At 63.0% G+C, this 25,554-nt stretch carries 20 protein-coding genes; 13 read left to right on the top strand and 7 right to left on the bottom strand.

Features of this window, described 5'->3' with window-relative positions:
* Nucleotides 1-57 precede the first annotated feature (57 nt).
* Genes nagA through IB262_RS07625 form a run of 4 tightly spaced genes read right to left on the bottom strand, consistent with a single transcriptional unit; the run spans nucleotide 58 to nucleotide 3,916 of the window.
* Complete coding sequence (nagA, locus tag IB262_RS07640; RefSeq protein ID WP_060519466.1) at nucleotides 58-1,218, bottom strand: N-acetylglucosamine-6-phosphate deacetylase; 1,161 nt, start codon at nucleotides 1,216-1,218, stop codon at nucleotides 58-60.
* Nucleotides 1,215-2,237: an SIS domain-containing protein gene (locus IB262_RS07635; RefSeq protein ID WP_043626593.1), complete on the bottom strand. Its 1,023-nt coding sequence runs from the start codon at nucleotides 2,235-2,237 to the stop codon at nucleotides 1,215-1,217. The genes nagA and IB262_RS07635 overlap by 4 nt, the downstream gene beginning before the upstream one ends.
* A 33-nt stretch (nucleotides 2,238-2,270) precedes the next feature.
* On the bottom strand, nucleotides 2,271-3,035 hold the full coding sequence (locus IB262_RS07630; RefSeq protein WP_034804855.1) for a GntR family transcriptional regulator: 765 nt from the start codon (nucleotides 3,033-3,035) through the stop codon (nucleotides 2,271-2,273).
* Nucleotides 3,032-3,916: an N-acetylglucosamine kinase gene (locus tag IB262_RS07625; protein WP_112976998.1), complete on the bottom strand. Its 885-nt coding sequence runs from the start codon at nucleotides 3,914-3,916 to the stop codon at nucleotides 3,032-3,034. Before IB262_RS07625 ends, IB262_RS07630 begins: the two co-directional genes overlap by 4 nt.
* A gap of 198 nt (nucleotides 3,917-4,114) precedes the next feature.
* On the opposite strand from IB262_RS07625, the gene IB262_RS07620 reads away from it, so the two are divergent.
* From IB262_RS07620 to IB262_RS07580, 9 genes are all read left to right on the top strand, one after another.
* Nucleotides 4,115-5,011: an N-acetylmuramic acid 6-phosphate etherase gene (locus tag IB262_RS07620; RefSeq protein ID WP_060519462.1), complete on the top strand. Its 897-nt coding sequence runs from the start codon at nucleotides 4,115-4,117 to the stop codon at nucleotides 5,009-5,011.
* 57 nt (nucleotides 5,012-5,068) lie between these two features.
* Complete coding sequence (locus tag IB262_RS07615) at nucleotides 5,069-6,328, top strand: ABC transporter substrate-binding protein (RefSeq protein ID WP_034804866.1); 1,260 nt, start codon at nucleotides 5,069-5,071, stop codon at nucleotides 6,326-6,328.
* A 342-nt stretch (nucleotides 6,329-6,670) separates the two neighbouring features.
* Complete coding sequence (locus IB262_RS07610; protein ID WP_034804869.1) at nucleotides 6,671-7,621, top strand: sugar ABC transporter permease; 951 nt, start codon at nucleotides 6,671-6,673, stop codon at nucleotides 7,619-7,621.
* A gap of 11 nt (nucleotides 7,622-7,632) precedes the next feature.
* Nucleotides 7,633-8,472, top strand: a complete 840-nt coding sequence (locus tag IB262_RS07605; protein WP_060609508.1) for a carbohydrate ABC transporter permease — start codon at nucleotides 7,633-7,635, stop codon at nucleotides 8,470-8,472.
* Nucleotides 8,469-9,533, top strand: a complete 1,065-nt coding sequence (locus IB262_RS07600; protein ID WP_110818580.1) for a Gfo/Idh/MocA family oxidoreductase — start codon at nucleotides 8,469-8,471, stop codon at nucleotides 9,531-9,533. The genes IB262_RS07605 and IB262_RS07600 overlap by 4 nt, the downstream gene beginning before the upstream one ends.
* A 13-nt stretch (nucleotides 9,534-9,546) precedes the next feature.
* Nucleotides 9,547-10,548 carry an ATP-binding cassette domain-containing protein gene (locus IB262_RS07595; RefSeq protein ID WP_034804877.1) on the top strand — a complete coding sequence of 334 codons (1,002 nt, stop codon included), beginning with the start codon at nucleotides 9,547-9,549 and terminating at the stop codon, nucleotides 10,546-10,548.
* Nucleotides 10,549-10,804: 256 nt separating this feature from the next.
* The gene (locus IB262_RS07590) at nucleotides 10,805-12,028 is read left to right on the top strand and encodes an efflux RND transporter periplasmic adaptor subunit (RefSeq protein ID WP_034804880.1); all 1,224 of its coding nucleotides are present in this window, start codon (nucleotides 10,805-10,807) and stop codon (nucleotides 12,026-12,028) included.
* Nucleotides 12,029-12,037: 9 nt separating this feature from the next.
* Nucleotides 12,038-15,178: an efflux RND transporter permease subunit gene (locus tag IB262_RS07585; RefSeq protein ID WP_192493505.1), complete on the top strand. Its 3,141-nt coding sequence runs from the start codon at nucleotides 12,038-12,040 to the stop codon at nucleotides 15,176-15,178.
* 51 nt (nucleotides 15,179-15,229) lie between these two features.
* The gene (locus IB262_RS07580; RefSeq protein WP_034804901.1) at nucleotides 15,230-15,874 is read left to right on the top strand and encodes a TetR family transcriptional regulator; all 645 of its coding nucleotides are present in this window, start codon (nucleotides 15,230-15,232) and stop codon (nucleotides 15,872-15,874) included.
* A 57-nt stretch (nucleotides 15,875-15,931) separates the two neighbouring features.
* Here IB262_RS07580 and purU read toward each other — a convergent pair whose 3' ends face one another.
* Both purU and polA read right to left on the bottom strand, forming a co-directional pair.
* On the bottom strand, nucleotides 15,932-16,786 hold the full coding sequence (purU, locus tag IB262_RS07575; RefSeq protein ID WP_112977000.1) for a formyltetrahydrofolate deformylase: 855 nt from the start codon (nucleotides 16,784-16,786) through the stop codon (nucleotides 15,932-15,934).
* A 236-nt stretch (nucleotides 16,787-17,022) separates the two neighbouring features.
* Nucleotides 17,023-20,031 (bottom strand): DNA polymerase I, encoded by a 3,009-nt coding sequence (gene polA, locus IB262_RS07570; protein WP_192493504.1) that lies wholly within the window; start codon nucleotides 20,029-20,031, stop codon nucleotides 17,023-17,025.
* 511 nt (nucleotides 20,032-20,542) lie between these two features.
* Between polA and IB262_RS07565 the strand changes: the two genes are divergently transcribed.
* The 3 genes from IB262_RS07565 to IB262_RS07555 all read left to right on the top strand — a co-directional run bounded on the left by IB262_RS07565 (nucleotide 20,543) and on the right by IB262_RS07555 (nucleotide 24,044).
* Complete coding sequence (locus IB262_RS07565) at nucleotides 20,543-20,986, top strand: MarR family transcriptional regulator (protein WP_192493503.1); 444 nt, start codon at nucleotides 20,543-20,545, stop codon at nucleotides 20,984-20,986.
* A 230-nt stretch (nucleotides 20,987-21,216) separates the two neighbouring features.
* The gene (locus IB262_RS07560) at nucleotides 21,217-22,608 is read left to right on the top strand and encodes a M20/M25/M40 family metallo-hydrolase (protein WP_089043078.1); all 1,392 of its coding nucleotides are present in this window, start codon (nucleotides 21,217-21,219) and stop codon (nucleotides 22,606-22,608) included.
* Between the two features lie 476 nt (nucleotides 22,609-23,084).
* Nucleotides 23,085-24,044 carry a YbhN family protein gene (locus IB262_RS07555; RefSeq protein ID WP_034804910.1) on the top strand — a complete coding sequence of 320 codons (960 nt, stop codon included), beginning with the start codon at nucleotides 23,085-23,087 and terminating at the stop codon, nucleotides 24,042-24,044.
* Nucleotides 24,045-24,071: 27 nt separating this feature from the next.
* Here IB262_RS07555 and IB262_RS07550 read toward each other — a convergent pair whose 3' ends face one another.
* A complete protein-coding gene (locus IB262_RS07550) occupies nucleotides 24,072-24,560 on the bottom strand; it encodes a hypothetical protein (protein ID WP_034804913.1) in 489 nt (162 codons plus the stop codon).
* Between the two features lie 570 nt (nucleotides 24,561-25,130).
* Here IB262_RS07550 and IB262_RS07545 point away from each other — a divergent pair.
* Nucleotides 25,131-25,481 carry a hypothetical protein gene (locus tag IB262_RS07545; RefSeq protein WP_127889670.1) on the top strand — a complete coding sequence of 117 codons (351 nt, stop codon included), beginning with the start codon at nucleotides 25,131-25,133 and terminating at the stop codon, nucleotides 25,479-25,481.
* Nucleotides 25,482-25,554 lie beyond the last annotated feature (73 nt).

Genomic DNA, 25,554 nt, shown 5'->3' with positions numbered 1-25,554 from the left:
ACCCGGAGAGCGGAGCGCTTTCCGGGTCTTCTTGTCAAATCTTCTCGTAAGCGGCAATCAGGCTGCGTAGACCTGGTCGCCGCCAATCCAGGTGGAGCCCATGCCGAGTTCAGGCGTGAGCAACACGAAATCGGCGTCCGCTCCGGGCTTCAGCCGTCCCTTGTGAGTGGCAAGCCCCATGGCATCGGCCGGATAGGCGGACGCCATGCGAAGGGCTTCCTCGACCGGGAGGCCAAGCTTCTCGTGCACGAAGCGCACCGAAGACAGCATGTCGATGTCGGCGCCGGCAAGCGTGCCGTCGGCAAGCGTCAAGCGGCCACCTTCGCGCAGGATTTCGCGGCCATTGAGCTGGAAGCTCTTCATGTCGGTGCCGATCGGCGACATCGCGTCCGTGACGAGAAAGATCTGGCCCGGCCCCACCTTGGCGCGCAGCGCCACGCCCATCGACGCCGGCTCGACGTGATAGCCGTCGGCAATCAGGCCCGCATGCAGCGTGCCGGTGGCAAGCGCAGCACCGACCACGCCCGGCTCGCGATGGCCGAGACCGCTCATGGCATTGAAGAGGTGAGTGACGGTACGTGCACCCGCCTTGGCGTAGGCGACCGCAGTTTCATAGCCGACATCCGTGTGGCCGAGGCTGACGACGGCACCGGCATCGGCGAGCGCCTTTACCTGCTCCCTCGTGGCGTTTTCCGGCGCCACAGTCACCATCAGGACACCGAGCGCCTTGGCGCAATCGAGCATTTCGGCGAGATCGGCATCGTCCATCGACCGGATCAGTTTCGGATCATGAGCACCCTTGCGCGCGACCGAAAGATGCGGGCCTTCGAGATGCAGCCCGAGGAAACCGGGCACACCGGCCGCCTTTGCCTCAAGGCCGGCCTTGATGGTGGCGCTTCGGATTTCGCGCGTATCGGTGATCAGCGTCGGCAGAAGCGCCGTGGTGCCGAACTTGGCATGGGCCGAGCAGATCTGCCGGATGCCTTCGACGGTCGGCTCCTCGTTCAGAAGCGCACCACCGCCGCCGTTGACCTGCAGGTCGATGAAACCCGGCACCAGCAGCATGCCGTGGGCATCGATCCGTTCGGCGCCGGCGGGAATGTCGGCCGACGCCACGATCGCCTTGACGCGACCAGCTTCGATGACGAGGGCGCAGCCGTCGTGCCATTCGACGCCGTCGAACAGGCGGGCGCCGGTGATTGCCTTCCTCTCGCTCATCTCGTCTCCGTTACCTTCTTGAGGCTTGCCGGCGCATCGGGATTGAGACCGCGCGAACGCGACCAGGCCTCGACGAAACCGTAGAACGGCAGGATCAGCGTCAGCGCGTCGGTGATCGGGTGACCGGTCTCGACGAACGGCAGGCGCTTGGCCTTGGCGGCGAGGTTCGAGGTAGCATGAACCACCGCGCCCTTTTCCGCCATACCGTCGGCAATGCCGGCAACCGACGTCTCGGCCGCATCACGGGCTGCAAGCGTCAGCACCGGGAACTTGGCGCCGACGAGCGCCACCGGTCCGTGCAGCACTTCGGCCGCCGAATAGGCTTCCGCATGCATGCCGGAGGTTTCCTTGAACTTCAGCGCCGCTTCGCTGGCGATGGCGAGCGCCGGGCCGCGGCCAAGCACATAGAGCGATTCGGCTTCGCCGAGATCGTCGGCAAAGGCCTGCCAGTCGAGCTTCACGGCCTTGGCAAACTGGTTCGGCAGGTCGGCGACCGCGCGCTGAAGTGCAGCGTCGCCGGTCCATTCGCCGAGCACGGCAAGGCCGGCGACGATCGAATTGACGTATGACTTCGTGGCGGCAACGGCGATTTCCGGACCGGCCAAGATGTCGAGCGGGTTGGTGCAGGCCTCTGAAATCGGCGACGGCAGCGTGTTGGTGAGCGCGATCGAGACCGCGCCGGCATCGGTCGCAGCCTTTGCCATGGCGACGATATCCGGGCTCTTGCCCGACTGCGAAATCGCGATCGCCGCGGCACCGCCGAGCTTCAGCTTGGCACCGTAGATCGAGGCGAGCGACGGGCCGAGCGAAGCGACGGGCACGCCGGCTTGCAGCTCGATCGCATATTTGAGGAACAGCGCCGCATGGTCGGAGGAGCCGCGGGCGATAGTGACGAGGAAGGCCGGATCCTTGGCGCGCAGTGCGGCGCCGGCCGCCTTGAGCTGGTCGGCGGAGCGTTCCAGCAGACGCTGGGCGGCTTCGGGGATCTCGTCGATTTCTCGGCGCATATTGGTCTGCATGGTCAATTCCCTTTCTTGGCGGAGCCGTCGCTTTTAGGATTCCGACAGCGTCAGTTCCGCGACAAAGTCATAGGCATCGCCCCGGTAGAGCGAGCGGGTGAATTCGACGACGCGTCCCGATGCGAGATAGGAGACACGTTCGATGGAAAGGCCGGCCGAACCGACGGCAACGCCGAGCATCGAGGCATCCGGATCCTTGATGTTGCAGGCGGAGATGCGCTGCACGGCGCGAACCGGTCGCGAGCGGGTCTTGTCGAGCGCAGTATAGAGCGACGAGGTGACGGCCTGCGGGTCCGGCAGGAACTCCGCCGAAATGCTGGCGCGCTCGATGGCAAGCGGCATGTCGTCGGCGATGCGCAGGCGCCCGAGGCGAGCAACCAGCGCGTCGGCCGGAAGGCCGAGCGCCATCATTTCATCCGGAGAGGGGTGAAACAGGCCGCGCTCCAGCCAGCGGGCGTGGGTGTTCAGGCCGCGGCGCGCCATGTCTTCCGTGAACGAGGTTAGCCGCGAGAGCGACTGCTGCACCTTGGAGACCGGCTTGACGACGAAGGTGCCGGAGCCGTGGCGGCGAACCAGCAGGCCGTCGCGCACGAGATCGTCCACCGCCTTGCGCACGGTGACGCGGCTGATGTTGGCGTAGTCGGCAAGATCACGCTCGGGCGGCAGAGCGTCGCCGTGGTTCAACTTGCCCGACTGGATCGCGTCTTCGAGCGATTGCCGAAGCTTGAGATAGAGCGGCCCCGACCCTCCGGACTGCAGACCCTCGAGCGGCAGAATGGAAGCGAGCTGGTGCGTCATGCGCCTGCCCTCGCCTGGGTGCCGAAACGCTGGGCGGCAACGGCGACCGATCCGGTCAGCGCGTCGGCTTCCGCCTCGACGAGCAGGGCCTGATGCCGATCGGCAAGCCAGGGGCGATAGAGCGGCGCCAATCCGCCAAGAAGGCACAATCTTTCGCAGCCTCTTGCAACGACGACATCAAGCGCCTCGTCCACTGTGAGGGCAGCGGCTTTCAGGATGCGCACGGCAACCGGGTCGCCGGCGGCGGCGCCTTCGAAAACACGCGGCGCATAGCGGCCGAATTCCCCGGGCTTGGCGAGGCGGGCGAAATCGACGACGTCGCGCGCCTCGTTGTTGAATTCGGCAAGGACGCTGTCGGTGACCGCCGAGGCTTCATGAATATTGTCGAAGGCAAGCAGGCTTTCCTGCAGAAGCGCATGGCCGATGCGTGCACCGCTGCCATGGTCGCCGATGGTGAAGCCCCAGCCGCCGACATAGCTGACGGTTTCGCCCTGGCGAAGGATATAGATGCTGCCGGTACCGAGAATGGCGACCGCACCGTCACGATTGCCGAGCGCGCCCTGAAGGGCAATCAAGCCATCGGATTCGATATCGGCTGCGGCGAACGGCAGGCGGCGCTTCACATAATGCACGGCGTCGCCGACATTGTGCCCGGCGACACCGACGATCGCCTTGGCAGCGGTTATGCCCTGGGGATCAAGGCCCGCTTCTATAAAGGCGGCGCGTGCGGCCTCACCGATATTGGCAAGCGCGGTTTCCGGGTCTGTCAGGATATTGGCCGCACCCGCTTTGCCGCGCCCGAGAATGCGCCCGTCCGCCGATGCCACGGCAGCCCGGCAGCTCGTTCCGCCGCCATCGATTCCGATCAGGTAATTTGTCATGAGCACCTCCGCCCATTGAGGATACCAAAAAAATACCAATAACCAAGCCTGAATCCGTCTGCAGTTTCGTTTTCGTTGCAATACGTTGAAATTCAAGGGCTAATTTAGCTGTTTAGTTTTTTAAGATGTCAAAACTTAAATTCTGCTGGACAATTGGTATTTTTTTGGCATTAATTTGACCAAGAGGAGATACAACCCATGCCGTCAGCCAAGACCGAAGAGCGCCACGACAACGCCAAGGGCCTGGATCTTATGCATCCGGCGCTGGCGCTCCGGCTGCTCGCGTCCGGCCAGCAGGCGGCCGCCAAGGCCGTCGACGCGGCGATCGAGTCGATTGCGGCTGCCGCATCGCTCGCGGCCGAATCCCTCGCATCCGGCCGGCGTCTCGCCTATGCGGGCGCTGGCAGTTCCGGCCTGATGGCCATGGCCGATGCGCTCGAACTGCCCGGCACCTACGGCATTCCCCAGGACCAGATCGTCGTTCTGCTTGCCGGCGGCACCGCCAGCCTGAGCGACCTTGCGGGCGGCTATGAAGACGACATGGACCTTGCCCGCAACGACGTCCGCAAGGCCGGCATCGGCGCGGGCGACTGCCTTGTTTCCGTTTCCGCCAGCGGCTCCACCCCTTACGCGCTCGCCGCGGCCGACGAGGCCCGCAAGCTGGGCGCCAAGGTGATCGCTGTCGCCAACAATCCTGGTGCGGCGCTGTTCAAGGACGCCGACGTTTCGATCCTTCTGCAGACGCCCCCGGAAGTGGTTTCCGGTTCGACGCGCATGGGCGCCGGTACCGCGCAGAAGATCGCCTTCAACATGTTCTCGACGCTGGTCGGCATTCAACTCGGGCACGTCCTCGACGGCCACATGGTCAACCTGCGCGCCGACAATATCAAGCTGCACGGCCGCGCAATCCGCATCGTTACCGACATTACCGGCATCAGCGCTGGCGAGGCCGGCCGGCTGATCAACATGGCCTCCGGCTCGGTCAAGGTCGCAATCCTTCTCGCCTCTGGCGCGAAGGACGTTGCGGTCGCGGAGGCGGCACTGAAAGAGGCCAGACAGAACCTGCGCCGGGCGATCGATATCGTCACGGCCTGACATAAGCCTGGGATTCAAACCGCGCCAAAACGGCGCAACATAAGAGGGAGAAGCTGAATGACCCGTACGACTATCAAGGGCCTGCTGCTTGCGTCGAGCATTCTCGGCACGGCCGGGCTGGCGCACGCCGAGGACGTGACGCTGACCATCGAAAGCTGGCGCAACGACGACCTGGCGATCTGGCAGGAAAAGCTGATCCCGGCCTTCGAAGCCAAGAACCCGGGCATCAAGGTCAAGTTCGCCCCGATGGCACCGACCGAATACAATGCCGCGCTCAACGCCAAGCTCGACGCCGGCTCCGCAGGCGACCTCGTCACCTGCCGTCCGTTCGACGTCTCGCTCGAACTTTACAACAAGAAGCACCTCGCCGACCTGACGAGCCTGCCGGGCATGGAAAACTTCTCGCCGGTCGCCAAGTCCGCCTGGACCACCGATGACGGCAAGGCCACCTTCTGCGTGCCTATGGCATCGGTCATCCACGGCTTCATCTACAACAAGGACGCCTTCGACCAGCTCGGCATCCAGATCCCGACGACGGAAGCGGAATTCTTCGCTGCCCTCGACAAGATCAAGGCCGACGGTAACTACATCCCGATGGCGATGGGCACCAAGGATCTCTGGGAAGCCGCAACCATGGGCTACCAGAACATCGGCCCGAACTACTGGAAGGGTGAGGAAGGCCGCGCCGCGCTGATCAAGGGCGAGCAGAAGCTGACCGATGAGCCGTGGGTCGAGCCCTACCGCGTTCTTGCCAAGTGGAAGGATTATCTCGGCGACGGCTTCGAAGCCCAGACCTATCCGGACAGCCAGAACCTGTTCACCCTCGGCCGTGCCGCCATCTATCCGGCCGGCTCGTGGGAGATCGGCCTGTTCAACACCCAGGCTCAGTTCAAGATGGGCGCCTTCCCGCCGCCGGTCAAAAACGCTGGCGACACCTGCTACATTTCGGACCACAACGACATCGGTATCGGCCTCAATGCCAAGAGCGCACATGCCGAGCAGGCCAAGACCTTCCTGACCTGGGTTGCTTCGCCTGAGTTCGCCGACATCTACGCCAACGCACTGCCGGGCTTCTTCAGCCTCAACTCGACCCCGGTGAAGATGACCGATCCGCTCGCCCAGGAATTCGTCTCCTGGCGCGAAAAGTGCAAGCCGACGATCCGCTCGACCTACCAGATCCTGGCACGCGGCACCCCGAGCCTGGAAAATGAGACCTGGGTCGAATCGGCCAACGTGATCAACGGCACGGATACGCCTGAGGTTGCCGCCGAGAAGCTGCAGAAGGGCCTCGACGCCTGGTACAAGCCGGCGAAGTAAGACGTAAGCGCAACAGGTTCCCTCCCCTTCTTGGGGAGGGTCGGCCCTACGGCGCCGCACGTCCTGGACGTGCATAGAGCACCTTTAGCCGGATGGATTTAAGGATGCCGTAGGGACCGGGCGGGGCGACATGCCGAATGACGGCACTCCCCCAGCCGAAGCGTCACCGGCCTCCCACAGTGGGAGGCCACCGACGCAGTCGTTTGCAAAAGAACGCGATAGACTTAACCTTCGTCATGAGCCCTCGATAAAGGGGCAGACGGCATGCGGCGCGACCGGCCGCGTGGCGCCGGTGCGCATCATGATTGTCTGGGGACCGGTCTTCTAGAAACGGATGGATCCATGAGTGACGCTCTTTCAGTGCAAGAGGGACAGCCGACCGCAAGGCGGCCGAAACGCTGGCACATCCTCGTCTTCCTGCTGCCGGCCTTCCTGGTCTATTCGGCGGTGATGATCCTGCCGTTGATCGAGACGCTCAGGCTTTCGCTGTTCAACACGGTCGACGGCCAGTCGACCTTTGTCGGACTTGCGAATTTCCAGACGCTGTTTGGCGAAGAGCGCTGGGCGCACGACTTCTGGAATGCGCTGAAGAACAACGTCATCTTCTTCATCATCCACATGTGCGTGCAGAACCCTATCGGCGTTGCGCTCGCCGCCATGTTGTCGATCCCGAAGCTGCGCTTCGTCACCTTTTACCGCACGGCGATCTTCCTGCCGACGCTGCTTTCCTTCGTGATCGTCGGCTTCATCTGGAAGCTGATCCTGTCGCCGATCTGGGGCGTGGCACCCGGCATGCTCGACCTCGTCGGCCTGAAGTCGCTGTTTGCCCCCTGGCTCGGCAAGCCGGGCTCGGCGCTCATCACCGTGTCGCTGATCTCGGTCTGGCAATATGTCGGCATCCCGATGATGCTGATCTATGCCGCCCTGCTCAACATACCGGATGAGGTGATCGAGGCTGCCGAATGCGACGGCGTCACCGGCTGGAGCCAGTTCTGGAAGATCAAGCTGCCGCTGATCCTGCCCGCCATCGGCATCATCTCGATCCTGACCTTCGTCGGCAACTTCAACGCCTTCGACCTGGTCTACACGGTGCAGGGCGCGCTTGCCGGTCCTGACGGCTCGACCGACATTCTCGGTACGCTGCTCTACCGCACCTTCTTCGGTTTCCAGCTGCAGCTCGGCGACCGCTCGATGGGCGCGACGATCGCCACGGTGATGTTCCTCATCATCCTCGCCGGCGTCTCGCTCTACCTCTTCGTCATTCAGCGCCGCATGCGCCGCTACCAGTTCTGAGGAGACCGGAGATGTCGAAAGCACGCGATTCATTTCTCCGCACCGGCTTCGTGCATGCAGCGCTCATCGCCTACACGCTCATCTCGCTGTTTCCGGTGTTCCTGACGATCATCAACTCGTTCAAGGATCGCAACGCGATCTTTCGGGCGCCGCTGACGATCCCGACGCCGCAGACCTTCAGCCTGATCGGCTATCAGACCGTCCTCGGCCAGGGCGACTTCGCCACCTATTTCCAGAACAGCTTCATCGTCACGATCGTCTCGATCGCGTTGGTTCTGCTCTTCGGGGCGATGGCCGCCTTCGCGCTGTCGGAATACCGCTTCCGTGGCAACACGCTGATGGGCCTTTATCTCGCGATCGGCATCATGATCCCGATCCGTCTCGGCACCGTCGCCATTCTGCAGGGCATGGTCGCTGCCAACCTCGTCAACACGCTGACGGCACTGATCCTCGTCTATACAGCCCAAGGCCTGCCGCTCGCGATCTTCATTCTCTCGGAGTTCATGCGCACGGTCTCGGATGACTTGAAGAACGCCGGGCGCATCGACGGGCTGTCGGAATATTCGATCTTCTTCCGCCTGGTTCTGCCGCTCGTCCGTCCGGCCATGGCAACCGTCGCGGTCTTCACGATGATCCCGATCTGGAACGATCTCTGGTTCCCACTGATCCTCGCGCCGGCGGAAACCACCAAGACCGTGACGCTCGGCTCGCAGATCTTCATCGGCCAGTTCGTCACCAACTGGAACGCGGTTCTGGCGGCGCTGTCGCTCGCCATCCTTCCGGTTCTCGTCCTCTACGTCATCTTCTCGCGGCAACTGATCCGCGGCATCACGGCAGGAGCAGTCAAGTGAGTGCAAGCAGCAAACCGGTCCGGGTCCTCGTCGCGGGGCTCGGCAACATGGGGCGCAGCCATGCGCTCGCCTATCACAACAATCCCGGCTTCGAGATCGTCGGCCTCGTCAACCGCTCGAAGGTGCCGCTGCCGGAGGAACTGAGCGGCTACACGATCCATCCGGACTTCAAGACGGCCCTGGCCGAATTGAAGCCCGAGCTCTGCTCGATCTGCACCTATTCGGACAGCCATGCGGACTTTGCGGTCATGGCGTTCGAGGCCGGCGCCGACGTCTTCGTCGAAAAGCCGCTCGCAACCACCGTCGCCGACGCCCAGCGCGTCGTCGCGGCTGCGAAGAAGCACGGCCGCAAGCTGGTGATCGGCTACATCCTGCGCCATCACCCCTCGTGGATCCGGCTGATCGCCGAAGCGCGCAAGCTCGGCGGTCCGTATGTCTTCCGCATGAACCTGAACCAGCAGTCCAGCGGACCGACCTGGGAGACGCACAAGTCGCTGATGAAGACGACGTCGCCGATCGTCGATTGCGGCGTGCACTATGTCGACGTCATGTGCCAGATCACCGATGCCAAGCCGGTGGAAGTGCGCGGCATGGGGCTCCGTCTCTCCGACGAGATCGCGCCCGACATGTACAATTACGGTCACCTGCAGGTGATCTTCGAGGATGGTTCGGCCGGCTGGTATGAAGCCGGCTGGGGGCCGATGATCTCGGAAACCGCCTTTTTCGTGAAGGACGTGATGTCGCCGAAGGGATCGGTGTCGATCGTCATGGACCAGAATGCCAAGTCCGACGACATCGACATGCACACCAAAACCGCGGTGATCCGGCTGCACAATGCCGAAACCGGTCCCGATGGCCGTTTCCTGAAAGCCGACGAGGACCTGAAGATGGACGGCGAGCCCGGCCACCAGGAACTCTGCGACCGCGAGCAGGCCTATGTGCTGAAGGCCATTCGCGAAAACATCGACCTCGACCGTCACATGAACGACGCCGTGCAGTCGCTACGCATCTGCCTTGCCGCAGACGAAAGCGTGCGCACCGGCAGACCAGTCAAACTTTAAAGGGGGCAACCAGGTGGGATCGCTTCAACTCAAATCCATCCGCAAGGCCTACGGTAGCCATGAGGTGCTGAAGGGCATCGACCTCGAGGTGAAGGACGGCGAGTTCGTCATCTTCGTCGGCCCGTCGGGCTGCGGCAAGTCGACCTTGCTGCGCACCATCGCCGGTCTCGAGGACGCGACCTCCGGTAGCGTGCAGATCGACGGCACGGAAGTCGGCCACGTGGCGCCCGCCAAGCGCGGCATCGCCATGGTGTTCCAGTCCTACGCGCTCTATCCGCACCTGTCGGTGAAGGACAATATGGGCCTTGGCCTGAAACAGGCCGGCGCTCCGAAGGCGGAGATCGAGGACAAGGTCGGCAAGGCAGCGAACATGCTGTCGCTCGATCCCTACCTCGCCCGTCGCCCGGCCGAGCTTTCGGGCGGCCAGCGTCAGCGCGTCGCGATCGGCCGCGCGATCGTGCGCGAACCGAAGCTCTTCCTGTTCGACGAGCCGCTTTCGAACCTCGACGCGGCGCTGCGCGTCAACACCCGGCTTGAGATTGCCCGGCTGCATCGAAGCCTGAAGGCAACGATGATCTACGTGACCCACGACCAGGTGGAGGCGATGACGCTCGCCGACAAGATCGTCGTCCTCAACGCCGGCCAGATCGAACAGATCGGCTCGCCGATGGATCTCTACAATCGCCCGGCCAACGTCTTCGTCGCTGGCTTCATCGGCTCGCCGCAGATGAACTTCATCGAAGGCGCCCGGCTCGGCGATGTCAAAGCCAAGACGATCGGCATCCGCCCGGAGCACATGGCGCTTTCACGCGAGAGCGGCGACTGGAAGGGCAAGGTGGTGCATGTCGAGCACCTCGGCGCCGACACCATCGTCTATATCGATTCCGAGCAGGTCGGCACCATCACCGTCCGCCTCTTCGGCGAACATCGCTACGCGCCTGACGACATCGTCTATGCGACGCCGACGGTCGGTGCCATGCACCGTTTCGGCGACGACGACCGCGTCCTCGCCTGATCCGTTTTGAGGCTAAGGCCTCATCACAGCTGCGTGAAAACCAGCCGCCACGGGACTAACCCCTTGTGGCGGCTGATTTATTTTTTGAATGGCCGTGCTGAATGACTCTGTTGCGCTGCAAAGCAATTTAACATACATTTGTGTTTGTATATTAGCTTTCCGGTATTTTCCCCAAGCAATACCGGTCTCGCTCCCCTTCACTTCCGGACCGCACGGGCACCTTGCGAGATGCACCTGTCGCCTGCGGTCACCGAATATGGACATCGCTATGCGCATGAACCGACCGACACTGGCCGCCGCCTTGGCAACTGTGATTCTTCTTTCCGGCTGCCAGAAAGAGGAAGCACAACAGGGCGCCGCCGCATTCCCACCGTCCGCCGTCGCGGTCTTCACGACCAAGACCGAAACCCTGCCGATCACCAACGAGCTTCCGGGCCGCATCGCCGCGACCCGTGTCGCCGAGGTCCGTCCGCGCGTTTCCGGCATTGTCGTCGAACGCGTCTTCCAGCAGGGCTCCAAGGTCAATGCCGGTGACGTGCTCTACCGCATCGATCCCGCGCCCTTCCGCGTCCAGGTCGAAAAGGCAGAGGCAACGCTTCGGCGCGCCCAATCCATTCGCCAGCAGGCCCAGCAGAAGGCCGATCGCCAGGAGCAGCTGAAGAAGGCGAACGTCGTCGCCGCGCAGCAGCTGGAAGATGCGGCTGCGCTGCTAGCTACCGCCGACGCCGATGTCGCGATCGCCGAAGCCGGCCTCGCTGCGGCCAAGCTCGACCTGCAATATGCCGACGTGACGGCACCGATCAGCGGCCGCATCGGCCGTGCGCTGATCACCGAAGGCGCGCTCGTCAGCACCAACAGCTCGGAAAATCTCGCGACGATCCAGCAGCTCGACCCGCTCTACGCCGACTTCACCCAGTCGGCGACCGACCTCATCCGCCTGCGCAAGGCGCTCGAGGACGGCCAGATGATGAACGGCGACGGCGAGGAAGCCGAAGTCCAGCTCGTGCTCGACGACGGCACCACCTATGAGCACAAGGGCAAGCTCCTGTTCTCGGAAGCCGCCGTCGACGCGACGACCGGCCAGGTGACCCTGCGCGGCGAATTCCCGAACCCCGACAACGACCTGCTTCCCGGCATGTATGTTCGCGTACTTGTGCAGCAGGGCGTCGAGAAGGACGCGATCACCGTTCCACAGCAGGCCGTCCAGCGCAACAACGCCGGCCAGTCGCAGGTTTATGTCGTCGGCGCCGACAACAAGGTCGAGTTCCGCAACGTGACCCTCGGCCGCACGATCGGCACCCGCTGGCAGGTGACCTCCGGCATCAAGGCCGGCGAAAAGGTCATCGTCGAAGGCTTCCAGAAGATCGGCCCCGGTGCTCCCGTCGAGCCGACGGACTGGAACCCGGACGCCAAGCCGACTGCCGAAGCAGCGCAGACGACGGCCGCTGCCGACGAAAAGCCTGCCGAAGCTACAAAGTGAGTTTGATTGATGCCTAGTTTTTTCATCGACAGGCCTATTTTTGCCTGGGTGGTGGCGATCTTCATCATGGTCGCCGGCGTCATTGCGATTCCGCTTCTGCCGGTATCGCAATATCCTGACGTCGCGCCGCCGCAGATCTCCATCAACACGAGCTACCCCGGCGCCTCGTCGCAAGACACCTATCAGAGCGTCACGCGACTGATCGAAGACGAGCTGAACGGCGTCGAAGGCCTGCTCTATTTCGAGTCGACCTCCAGCGCCTCCGGCTCGGTCGAAATCAGCGCCACCTTTGCACCGGGCACCGATCCGGGACAGGCGGCCGTCGACATCCAGAACCGCGTTCGCCGCGTCGAACCGCGCCTGCCCGATTCGGTCAAGCGCCAGGGCGTCCAGGTCGATGAAGCCGGCTCCGGCTTCCTGATGATCGTGGCGCTCACCTCGACCGACGGCTCGATGGACGCCATCGGTCTCGGCGACTATCTAAGCCGCAACGTGCTTAGCGAAATTCAGCGCGTGCCCGGCGTCGGCCGTGCGCAGCTGTTTGCCACGGAACGCTCGATGCGCGTCTGGCTCGATCCGGACAAGATGCTGGGTCTGAACCTGACGGCTGCGGACGCGACCAATGCGATCACGGCGCAGAACGCCCAGATCGCTTCGGGCTCGATCGGCGCACAGCCGAACCCGATCACCCAGCAGATCAGCGCGCCCGTCGTCGTCAAGGGTCAGCTCGAAAGCGCCGAAGAGTTCGGTGCGATCGTGCTTCGCGCCAATCCGGACGGCTCCTCCGTCCGCCTGCGCGACGTTGCCCGCATCGAGATCGGTGGCGAAAGCTACGCCTTCTCGACGCGCCTGAACGGCAAGCCGTCGGCGGCTATCGCCGTCCAGCTTTCGCCGAGCGGCAACGCCATGTCGACCTCGGCCGCGATCAAGGAACGCATGGACGAACTGGCGAAGTTCTTCCCGCAGGGCCTCGAATATTCGGTTCCCTACGACACCTCGCCCTTCGTCGCCGTTTCCATCGAGAAGGTGCTTTCCACGCTGGTCGAAGCGGTCGCGCTCGTGTTCATCGTGATGTTCCTGTTCCTGCAGAACATCCGCTACACCATCATCCCGACGCTCGTCGTGCCGGTGGCGCTCCTCGGCACCTGCGCGGTCATGCTGGCGATGGGCTTCTCGATCAACGTTCTGACCATGTTCGGCATGGTGCTGGCGATCGGCATTCTCGTCGACGATGCGATCATCGTCGTCGAAAACGTCGAACGCATCATGTCCGAGGAAGGGGCAACGCCGAAAGAAGCCACCCGTAAGGCGATGAAGCAGATCACCGGCGCCGTCATCGGCATCACGCTGGTTCTCGCCTCGGTGTTCATTCCGATGGCCTTCTTCCCGGGCGCGGTCGGTGTGATCTATCGCCAGTTCTCGCTGACGATGGTCGTCTCGATCCTGTTCTCCGCACTTCTCGCTTTGTCGCTGACACCGGCGCTCTGCGCGAGCTTCCTGAAGCAGGTTCCGAAGGGTCATCATCACGCCAAGCGTGGCTTCTTCGGCTGGTTCAACCGCTCGTTCGACAAGACGTCGCACGGCTATAGCGGCATCGTGAAGCGCCTGGTCCACCGGACCGGCCGCTACATGATCGTCTATGTCGCGGTGCTCGCCGGTCTCGGCTGGCTGTTCATGAAGCTGCCGTCGTCGTTCCTTCCGGACGAAGACCAGGGCTTCGTGATCGTCATGATGCAGCTGCCGTCGGAAGCAACGGGCAACCGCACGACCGAGGTGGTGGAGCAGGCCGAGAAGATCTTCGGCCAGGAAACGGCAGTCGAACGCATCATCGCGATCAACGGCTTCTCCTTCTTCGGTACCGGCCAGAACGCAGCGCTCGCCTTCGTGACGCTGAAGGACTGGAAGGAACGTGACGCCGACAACGCCGCACAGTCGATCGCCATGCGGGCGACGATGGCGATGAGCCAGATCAAGGATGCGATCAGCTTCGCGCTGTCGCCGCCGGCGATCCAGGGCCTCGGCACCACCGGCGGCTTCTCGTTCCGCCTGCAGGACCGTGGCGGTCTCGGCCAGGCGGCGCTGTCGCAGGCCCGCGACCAGCTGCTCGGCATGGCTGCTGAGAGCAAGGTGCTCTCCGGCGTCCGCTTCGAGGGCATGCCCGATGCGGCTCAGGTCAGCGTCACGATCGATCGCGAGAAGGCCAACACCTTCGGTGTGACCTTCGCCGATATCAACTCGACGATCTCGACCAACCTCGGCTCGTCCTACGTCAACGACTTCCCCAATGCCGGACGCATGCAGCGCGTGACTGTGCAGGCGGACGAAGGTCAGCGCATGCAGACCGCCGACCTCCTGAACCTCAACGTCCGCAACGCCAATGGCGGCATGGTGCCCCTGTCGGCCTTCGCGACGGTGGAGTGGGTCAAGGCGTCGACCCAGACGATCGGCTACAACGGCTACCCGTCGGTCCGTATCAGCGGCGAAGCCGCCCACGGCTACTCCTCGGGTGACGCGATCGCCGAGATGCAACGGCTGGCAGGCCAGTTGCCTGCAGGCTTCGGTTACGAATGGACCGGCCAGTCGCTGCAGGAAATCCAGTCCGGCACCCAGGCGCCTCTCTTGATCGCGCTGTCGTGCCTTCTGGTGTTCCTGTGCCTTGCAGCTCTCTATGAGAGCTGGTCGATCCCGGTGGCGGTGATCATGGTCGTTCCGCTCGGCGTCATCGGTTCGGTGCTCGCCGTAATGATGCGCGACATGCCGAACGACGTCTACTTCAAGGTCGGCCTGATCGCGATCATCGGTCTCTCGGCCAAGAACGCGATCCTGATCATCGAGTTCGCCAAGGAACTGCGTGAGCAGGGCAAGTCGCTGATCGACGCGACCCTGGAGGCGGCACATCTTCGCTTCCGGCCGATCCTGATGACGTCGCTGGCCTTCACGCTCGGCGTTCTGCCGCTGGCAATCGCCACGGGTGCCAGCTCCGGCAGCCAGCGCGCCATCGGCACGGGCGTCATGGGCGGGATGATCTCGGCAACGGTGCTCGCCATCTTCTTCGTTCCTGTCTTCTTCGTGTTCGTCACGAAGCTCTTCAGCCGAAAGAAGGTGGAGAACACACCGACAGCCGCAGAAAACCCGACACCCGCCGAATAAAACAAGACTGGACGGCCCGCCTCTGGCGGGCCGTCGCATGAGGAGGAATGAATGCGCCGAACAAAGGCCGATGCAGAAGCAACAAGACAGAAGATCCTGAGCGCCGCCGAGCGCGTCTTCTACGAAAAGGGCGTCTCGAACACGACGCTCGAAGAAATAGCCAAGGCCGCCGGCGTGACCCGTGGCGCCATCTACTGGCACTTTGCCAACAAGACCGACCTGTTCCTCGCGCTGCACGACGCTGTGCCCTTGCCGCAGGAAGACATGGTCGCCCGCGAGATCGAAGCGGAAGCTGCCGATACACTCTCCATCCTCGAAGGTGCCATGGGCGACTGGCTGGATGTTCTGGCCGCCGACGAGCAGCGCCAGCGCATTCTGACGATCATGCTGCGCACCAATTACGACGGCGACCTGGGCGAGGTCCTCGCCCGCCAGAAGGAACTCGACGAGCACCACAATGTCGTGCTCGAACTCGCTTTTTCCCGCGCGCTTGCCAAGGGGCAGATGCACGAGACCTGGACCCCCGCCTCCGCGACGCGGACCCTGCATTGGATGATGCTCGGGCTCTGTACGGAATGGCTGCTGTTCGGCCGCACCTTCGATCTGACGGCCGAGGGACGCGAGGGTCTGAGCCGGCTCTTTGCCAGCTTCCGCGCGCCGGCCGTTACCGCGACCGCCGTCGTAGCCCGCCTGTAACAGCTGTAGCCGGCACCCCTGTGAGTACCGGCTACATGAAGCGCCTTCCGGAACCCTCTAGCTGAACACGACCGTCTTGTGACCGTTGAGCATGACGCGCCGCTCCAGGTGCAGCTTGACGGCGCGCGCCAGCACCCGGCTTTCGATATCGCGGCCGGTGGCGACGAAATCTTCCGCCGTCAAGGCATGGCTGACGCGTTCGGTTTCCTGTTCGATGATCGGGCCTTCGTCGAGGTCCGGCGTGACGTAGTGCGCCGTCGCCCCGATCAGCTTCACGCCACGCTCATGCGCCTGATGATAGGGCTTGGCGCCCTTGAAGCTCGGCAGGAACGAATGGTGGATGTTGATCGCCTTGCCGTAGAGGCGCTTCGACAGATTGTCGGAAAACACCTGCATGTAGCGGGCAAGGATGACGAGATCGGCGCCGGTCTCCTGGACCAGTCGCAGAAGCCTTTCCTCCTGCTCGGCCTTGTTGTCCTTCGATACCGACCAACAGTGATAGGCGAGCCCTTCGGCTTCAGCCGTACGCCGGCTGTCTTCGTGGTTGGAGACGATGGCGACGACCTCCGCGTTCAACCAGCCGACGCGGATCTGGTAAAGCAGGTGCAGGAGCGCATGGTCGAACTTGGAGACGAGGACCAGGATCTTCGGCTTGACCGCAGCATCCGCAAGCGTGGTCCGCATCTGGAAACGCTCGACGGCCGGGTGAAGCGCCCGCTCGACATCACCAGCCTGAACGCTCGCTGCAACCTGGAAGGCGATGCGCATGAAGAAGCTGTTGGTCTTGGTATCCCAGAACTGGTTGCTCTCGGCGATGTTTGCGCCAAGGGCGGCAAGCTCCGTGGTGACGGCGGCGACAATGCCGGGTTTGTCGTCGCAGGACAGGACAAGAATGAAGGTCTTCGGCGCCATGATCTCCTCCGATTGCAGCCGTTTCGGATGAGGCTCGAGCCCCTTCCCAAAGGCTGCCTATGAGGAGTTGAACGCGCCGGCAATCGTTCCGGCTGCGACGACTGACGCTTTCTATCATCCTGATGGAAAGGCGCCCGGGAGCATGGAATGCCCCCGGGCGCTGCAAGATTCGTCGCATCCGGCTTTTGAGGTTTTCTGAGAGGTTTCCATCAAAAACCCGGTGTGCACCGACTAGATCAGTGCGCCTCGTCCCAGTTGGTCGCCGCGCGCGCATCGACCTTCAGCGGCACCTTCATGTCGAGCGCCGGCATGGCGGCGTTCTCCATCACCGAGACCACGACCGGAATGGTGTTTTCGACCTCGGCGTCCTCGACCTCGAAGATCAGTTCGTCGTGCACCTGCAGCAGCATGCGGGCCGAAAGCTTCGCCTCGGCCAGCGCCGGCTCCATCTTCACCATGGCGCGGCGGATGATGTCGGCGGCCGAGCCCTGGATCGGCGCGTTGATCGCGGCGCGCTCGTTGAAGGCACGGTGCGACGGGATCGACGAGCGGATGTCCGGATAGTGGGCGCGGCGACCGAAGATCGTCTCGACGTAGCCGTGCTCGCGGGCAAACACCTTGGTGCCCTCCATGTAGTCGCGGATGCCGGGGAAACGCTCGAAATAGCGCTTGATGTAGTCGCTGGCTTCGGAGCGCTCGATCGACAGCTGGTTGGCAAGGCCGAAGGCGGAGATGCCGTAGATGATACCGAAGTTAATCGCCTTGGCGCGCCGGCGGATTTCGCTCGGCATGCCCTCGACCGGAACGCCGAACATTTCCGATGCGGTCATCGCATGAATGTCGACGCCATCGGCAAAGGCCTGGCGAAGCTGCGGAATGTCCGCAACATGGGCAAGCACGCGCAGTTCGATCTGGCTGTAGTCGGCCGAGACGAGCTTGTGGCCGGGCGTTGCGATGAAGGCGGTGCGGATCTTGCGGCCTTCGGCGGTGCGCACCGGAATGTTCTGCAGGTTCGGATCGGACGACGACAGGCGGCCGGTGGTCGTGGCGGCAAGCGCGTAGGACGTATGCACGCGCTTCGTCTCCGGATGGACGAAGCCCGGAAGCGCATCGGTATAGGTGGACTTGAGCTTGGTCAGCTGTCGCCAGTCGACGATCTTGCGCGGCAGTTCGTGGCCTTCGGCTGCCAGGTCTTCCAGAACCTGTGCCGAGGTCGACCATTGCCCGGTCTTGGTCTTCGAGCCGCCGGCAAAGCCCATCTTGCCGAAGAGGATATCGCCGAGCTGCTTCGGCGAACCGATGGTGAAGGTTTCGCCAGCGAGCTTGTAGATCTCGTCCTCGAGCCCGGCTGCGCCCTGGGCGAGCTCGCCCGAAAGCCGCGAGAGGATCTGGCGGTCGACGGTGATGCCGCGGTCTTCCATGCGTGCCAGAACGGCAACCAGGGGCCGCTCCAGCCGCTCATAGACGCGCATCAGCCCCTTGGCGGCCAATCGGGCCTTCAGGATATGCCAGAGCCTGAGCGTGACGTCCGCATCCTCAGCCGCGTAGGCGGTTGCCCGGTCGATATCGACGAAGTCGAAGGTCACCGAGGATTTGCCGGTTCCGGTGATGTCCTTGTAGGCGATCGGCTTGTGGTTCAGCCAGCGCTCAGACAGCGAGTCCATGCCATGGGTGCCGTTGCCGGCATCGACGACGTAGGACATCAGCATCGTGTCGTCGAAGCTTTCGACGGTGATGCCGTGCCGCTTCATCACGAGGTAATCGTATTTCAGGTTCTGGGCGACCTTGAGGACCGAAGGGTCCTCCAGCAGGCGCTTCAGCCGGCTCAAGGCTTCTGCGACCGGGATCTGGTTTTCGGCGAGCCCGCCGCCGAGCAAGTCGCCGACGCCGGTCTTGTGGATCAGCGGCACATAGGCCGCCCGGATCGAGGCGCCGGTCGGGTCAGCCTTGTGGTCGGCGATCGCCAGCGAGAAGCCGACGAGGTCGGCCTGCATTGCATCGAGCGAGGTCGTTTCCGTGTCGAAGCCGACGACACCGGCTTCGCGCGCGTCCGATATCCACCGGTCGAGAGTGGCGATGTCGCGGATCGTCACATAGGCGCTCTGATCCATCGGCGCCTTGTCGAAGATTTCAGCGCGTGCCGCAGCGAGCGCCTCGGGCGTCGCGTCCGCGCCATTCGCTTCGCCGGCACGCGACAGGACGGCGGCGGCTTGTGCGGCCTCGCCACGGGCGGCAGCCGCGGTGGAGGAGCCCTCGCTGACCTTTTCCGCCCCATCTCCCTTGTCGAGATCAGGGCCGCGCGCCTCGGCGCCCCATTCTACCGGCACCAAGGCTGCTTCAACGGCATCGGCGTCCGTACCGGTCGCGGCGGCGACGCGACGCGTCAGCGTTGTGAATTCCATCGCCTTCAGGAAGGCGATCAGCTTCGGACCGTTCTGCGGCTCGAGGCTCAGCTCTTCGAGCGGAACGTCGAGCGGCGTGTCGGTCTTGAGTTCGACGAGCTGGCGCGACAGACGAGCGAGATCGGCATTGGCGATGATGTTCTCGCGGCGCTTGGCCTGCTTGATCTCGCCGGCGCGGGCCAGCAGCGTTTCGAGATCGCCGTACTCCTCGAGCAGCTGTGCCGCCGTCTTCGGGCCGATGCCGGGAATACCGGGGACGTTGTCGGTGGAGTCACCGGTCATCGCCTGCAGGTCGATCATCTTTTCCGGCGGCACGCCCCATTTCTCGATCACTTCCGGGATCGAGATCTGCTTGTCCTTCATACTGTCGTACATCGACACGTTCGAGGTCACGAGCTGCATCAGGTCCTTGTCGGACGAGACGATGGTGACGCCGGCGCCGGCGGCTTCTGCAAGCCGGGCGTAGGTGGCGATCAGGTCGTCGGCCTCATAGCCTTCCTTCTCGATGCAGGGCAGGTTGAAGGCGCGGGTCGCGTGACGGATCAGCCCGAACTGCGGGATCAGATCTTCCGGCGGCGCCGTGCGGTTCGCCTTGTACTGATCGTAGAGCGCGTTGCGGAAGGTCTTCGACGAATAGTCGAAGATGACCGCGAAATGGGTCGGCGTGACGCCGACCGAGGTGTCGCGCGCATCAGTGAGCAGCTTCCACAACATGTTGCAGAAACCCGATACCGCGTTGACCGGAAGGCCATCGGATTTGCGGTTGAGCGGCGGGATGGCGTGGAACGCCCGGAAGATGAATCCGGAGCCGTCGACGAGGAAGAGATGATCACCGTTTTTCATGGGCAAATGGATAGCGCGGGGCAAGCCAAAGGTCCATTGCGGTTTTCCCGCCAGACACTACATTCTCCACCGGTCGCGGTGGCCGCGATCGCCACCGCGGATTGCGAAAACGGGGGCTGATTTCGCCTTGGGATCGAGCGCCAAAAGGCTTCGCAAGCGCCCGTTCGGCTTCACGCAAACGTTACATATTTGTAATGTCCGATTCAGCCCCGGTATCCTTGAAAAGCCACATTTGAATCCTCAAATCTTACTCAACGGCACCGAGTGATGCCGTCTTCTGGTGATTGGCCTGTCCCCCGCCCGCACCAGATGAGGACAAAGGCCTTATCCCCCTCTCCGGGCCTTTGTCCCGTTTTCAAAAGACCGTCACGGCGCCGCCTCCGCACCGTGACGGTTTTTTGTTTCTGCCGTCCGATCACCTCCGCTCAAATCCCGGTGAGACCCGACGGTCTCAAGGTCCATCGCCTGCATTGTAACTTGTCTTCATGGCGGTTCGGGCGTACCGATAGGCATGGCCTTCAATCGTATGGAATCTGCGACCTACCTGGCCAGCCTGCTGGCTAAGAGCTTTTCGCGCGCGCTGCACGAGCGCGGCCAGAAGCTTGGTTTCGCGCCCGGTCAGTTTCCCATCCTGCTCGAGCTTTGGGCCGAGGAAGGCCTGACGCAGAAACAACTGCTCGATCGCCTCGACATCGAACAGGCGACGATGGCAAACACGCTCTCGCGCATGGAGCGCGACGGGCTCATCCTCCGCCGCAAGCATCCGCAGGACAAGCGCTCGCAGCAGATCTACCTCACCGAAAAGGCAAAGGAGATGGAGGCGGCCGCCAAGGAGGCAGCGCTTTCCGCCGACCAGTCGCTGCTTGCCGGCCTCAGGAATTTCGAACGCGAACTGATGCTCGAATATATGCGCATGGCGCTCGCGAGCGTGGCACGCAGCGACAGTCGCGCCTGACGCACCACCCCCTTATGATCATTCCATCAAAAAATTTGGCTTAAAGCGGGCGTTCGCCCGTTCTAAAGCGGGGGCAGACGCGTCGATCCGGGCGCCCCGGCGCTCACCTTGCCGACGCGCCAGGCTCTCCGTTCACCGTTACCTGAGACCTCTGCCCAAAATCGCTCAAATCGATTTCGCTTTGGCGGCACATGCAGTAGGTTCCGGCGAAACTTGAAGCAAGGATATGCATGATGGCTGACATCACCCCCGTTCTCGAACGCGCAGACGCCAACCTGCCAAGGAGCCTCGACCGGCTGTTCGACCTCGTTCGGATCAAGTCGATCTCGACCGACCCGGCCTTCAAGGCGGAATGCCGCAAGGCGGCCGAATGGCTGGTGGCCGAACTCAACAGCCTCGGCTTCACCGCATCGGTGCGCGACACCCCCGGCCATCCGATGGTCGTCGCCCACCATGACGGCGCCAAGCCCGATGCGCCGCATGTGCTGTTCTATGGCCACTATGACGTTCAGCCGGTCGATCCGCTGAACCTCTGGGACACGGATCCGTTCGAGCCCGGCATCAAGGAAATCGAACCCGGCCGCAAGGTGATCACCGGCCGTGGCACGGCTGACGACAAGGGCCAGCTCCTGACCTTCGTCGAGGCGGTGCGCGCCTACAAGGACGTGCATGGCGCCCTGCCCTGCCGCGTCACCATCCTGTTCGAAGGCGAAGAGGAATCCGGCTCGCCGTCGCTGAAGCCCTTCCTCGAAGCCAATGCCGCCGAACTCAAGGCCGACTATGCGCTGGTCTGCGACACCAGCATGTGGGACCGCGATACGCCGGCGATCTCCGCTGGCCTGCGCGGCCTCGTCGGCGAAGAAGTCATCGTCCGGGCTGCCGACCGCGACCTGCATTCCGGTTATTTCGGTGGTGCTGCCGCCAACCCGATCCGCATCCTCACCACCATTCTCGCCGGCCTTCATGACGAAAACAGCCGCGTGACGCTGCCAGGCTTCTACGACGGTGTCGAAGAGACCCCGGCCCAGATCAAGGCGGCCTGGGAAACGCTCGGCCAGACGGCAGAGAAGTTCCTCGGCGAAATCGGCCTTTCGATCCCGTCGGGTGAAAAGAACCGCTCGGTGCTGGAACTGACCTGGGCGCGGCCGACCGCGGAAGTCAACGGCATCACCGGCGGCTATACCGGCGAAGGCTTCAAGACGGTGATTGCGGCCGAGGCCTCAGCCAAGGTTTCCTTCCGCCTGGTCGGCAACCAGAACCCGGAAAAGATCCGCGAAGCCTTCCGCGCTTATGTGCGCTCCAAGGTTCCGGCCGACTGCTCGGTCGAGTTCCATGCCCATGGCGGTTCGCCAGCGATCCATCTTCCATACGAATCGCCGCTGCTCAACACGGCGAAGGTGGCCCTGTCCGACGAGTGGCCGAAGCCGGCCGTCATCATCGGCATGGGCGGCTCGATCCCGATCGTCGGCGACTTCCAGAAGATGCTCGGCATGGAATCGCTGCTCGTCGGCTTCGGTCTTTCCGACGACCGCATCCATTCGCCGAACGAGAAGTACGAGCTGCAGTCCTATCACAAGGGCATCCGCTCTTGGATCCGTATCCTCGACGCGCTCGCCGCCTGATGATCGGTGCGGGACGGGGCTGCGATTTTCTGCGCGCATCCCGCCCGAGCCACTTGACCCCGGAAGCCGTGGCGGAGCTCTCCGCCACGGCTTCTTCGTTTTGGTTGCGTGGCTGGAGATGATGCAGCCCTCGCGCGCAAGCGCTCCATCGACGCGCATGCATCGCTGCCTGATCGATGGGATGTCCACGCTTTACCGTTTCCCCTTCACTGTTTCCCGGCGGTTTCTCCGTTGTCGGCGGGCCGTCAATCCTTGACCTCCGGGGTCTCAGGTGCTTCCTTTTTGTGAAACAAATCACAAAGGGAAATCGGATCGTTGGCAAGGGTAAGGACCGAAGCGTCGCGCTGCGGGCGTGACGTTATGACAAAGCGGCTCAGAAAACTGAACGTCTCCGCTCGGAGAAACCCTCCGGCCGCTGCAACGGAAGTGTCCTTGAAACAACCCCGCCACGCCCTCGCATCCATCGCGGCACCGGCATGAAGCGGCTGCAGACCTATTTCTGGCCCGTTGTCGGCCTTCTCGCGATCCTGTTTTCGGTGAACGCGCTCTATCATGAGCTGCGCGGCCTGTCGTTCGACGAGTTTCTCGCAAGCTTCAATGCGATTTCGCTGAGGAGCTGGCTTCTGGCGATCGGCTCGACGCTCCTCGCCTATGCGGCTCTGGCGGCCTACGACCGACTTGCGCTCGACCACCTCGGCCACCGCATTTCGCTCTGGTTCATCACGCTCTGCTCGTTCACGACCTACGCGCTGTCGCACAATCTCGGCGCCTCGGTGTTCTCCGGCGCGGTCGTGCGCTACCGCGCCTACCGCTCCAAGGGGCTTTCCCCGGGCGAAGTCGGCGTTCTCGTCGCCTTCTGCTCCTTCACCTTCACGCTCGGGACCTTGGTTCTATCGGCCGTCGTGCTTCTGGTACGGCCCGACATCATCGAGCGTTTTGCCGAATTCCTGCCGGTCGAAATGTCGCTCACAACCGGCGTGCTCATCCTCATCGTCATCGGGCTCTATGTCATCGGCAGTCTCGTCGGGCTGCCGTCGTTCCGCACGCGCTGGTTCCAGCTGCACTACCCGAAGCCGAAGATCGTTTTCCGGCAGCTGGTGATCGCTCCGGTGGAGCTGATCGGCGCCGCCGGGATCATCTATTTCGCCCTGCCGGAAGCGGGAAATCCGGGCTATATCGTCATTCTCGGGATCTTCCTTGCGTCCTTTTCGGCAGCCCTTCTGTCGCATGCGCCCGGCGGGCTTGGCGTACTCGAGCTGATTTTCATCGCCGCCTTGCCGGAAATGGACCCGGCTGCCGTGCTTGCGGCGCTTGCGATCTTCCGGCTGCTTTACCTCGTCATCCCGTTCGTGCTTGCGCTGATCGTGATCCTGGTGTTCGAGCGGGCGCGTTTCGTGGCGGAGCGCCAGCCGCCAAAGGGAAGCGACCTCCCCTAGGCGAAGGGACCGCGTCCATCACGGATATCAGGGCGCGTTGCAGACAGTGGGCAGCGCCTGCTCGAGCGGCCCCTTCACCTCGTGCAGGCGCGCCGCTTCGATCTGGTAGGGTGTAAACGGCGGCACCTGCAGCGACGGATTGATGATGCGGGCGACATAGCAGCCGGCGAAGAACCGTACCCGCCCCCGCTTCTCGATCGATTTCACCGCGACGGGAACGGCGGAATAGATGCTGCCCGCCCCGGCCTCCGTCTTCACCTTGCCTACCTTGATCTCGACAGACACCGTGCGCTCATAGCCGCGGGTGAACGCCTTGAAGCCGCCGACGGGTTTCGATTCGCCGAAATAACCATAGGCGCGGGCATATTCCTTGCGGTTGACGGCGTTGTAGAGCGAGCGGACGAGCGCGGCCCCATCGGACCGGTCATCGACATAGGCGACGCTGTCCTGCGCCAGAGCTTCGCCATTCAGGGCTGCAAATGCGCCGAGGGCGAAGACGGTGGATCGAAGCTTCATGGCAGTCCTCCTTTGTCGTGCGGGCAGCCGAACACAACAATGAGGCGAAGCCATAGCAGGATTCGCGAGTGGATCGATAACGACATAGGACAGCCACCGGCCGGCGCGGCACCGGCGATCCGTTTGACCTCAGTAAATTTGGGAGGCGGTGGGCGGCGTCACGCCGATGAGCAGAAAGCCGCGGGCATAAGCGCAAAATGAAAAGAGCCCCGTGTGGGAGGAGGTACACGGGGCTCTCGAACTTGATCGGCAGCTGGGAGGAGGAGTGCCGCCGATCCGCATCGGGCGCCGCGGGAGGAGGTGCAGCGCTTCGATAAGTCGTACAATAATTATGCGCCGCAACAATTTCAAGACATAATTTTGCACTGCACAAAATCGTGAAGGAAAGGCAGGGCCAAAAGCATCGTCCCTGACGTCGGATCGCGGATGGTGCATCCGGAGGACCACCGCGACCGATAACCTCATAGAAACCACAACTATTGATGGCAGGTTCCTTTTGTTCAGCTTTTTCGACATACATCTACGTGTAAACCAAGAATAAATTTTCACTCAGTAATTGCAGGCGCTCAAATGAAATTGCTGCTCCAGATTCCGACCGCCCTCATCGTTGTCCTGATCCTTGCGACCTGGCTTGCCAGCCTCCGTCTCGTGGTGCTGCCGCCCGGCTCCCTCAAGCTCAAAGCGATGACGGCCCTCGTTTATCAGGGACATGGCTTCCGTCTGATCGACAGCCCGCTCGGCATGTGCGGCCGTCGGGCCCACCCGGCCGCCGACTGCGAGGAGGTGGCCATGAACCATCTGAGCAAGCGGGTGCTGCTGCGGATGCCTTTCAACCAATGGCTCTACGATTTCACCGATCCCTATCCGGTGAGCCCCACGGCATCGGTCGAAGAGACTCCGCTTCGAAACGCCATCCAGTGAGAACCGGCGAGCACAGGCTCGGACTTGGAGGTGCCTGCGCGCCTCACCGTCAAGGTTTTGAACCATCAGGCTT

Origin of the sequence: Ensifer sp. ENS02 (genome assembly GCF_014851885.1) — a bacterium.
In the GTDB taxonomy this organism is placed as follows: domain Bacteria; phylum Pseudomonadota; class Alphaproteobacteria; order Rhizobiales; family Rhizobiaceae; genus Ensifer; species Ensifer adhaerens.
The sequence above is the reverse complement of the archived record's forward strand: the minus strand, read 5'-3'. Positions and strand labels throughout refer to the sequence as shown.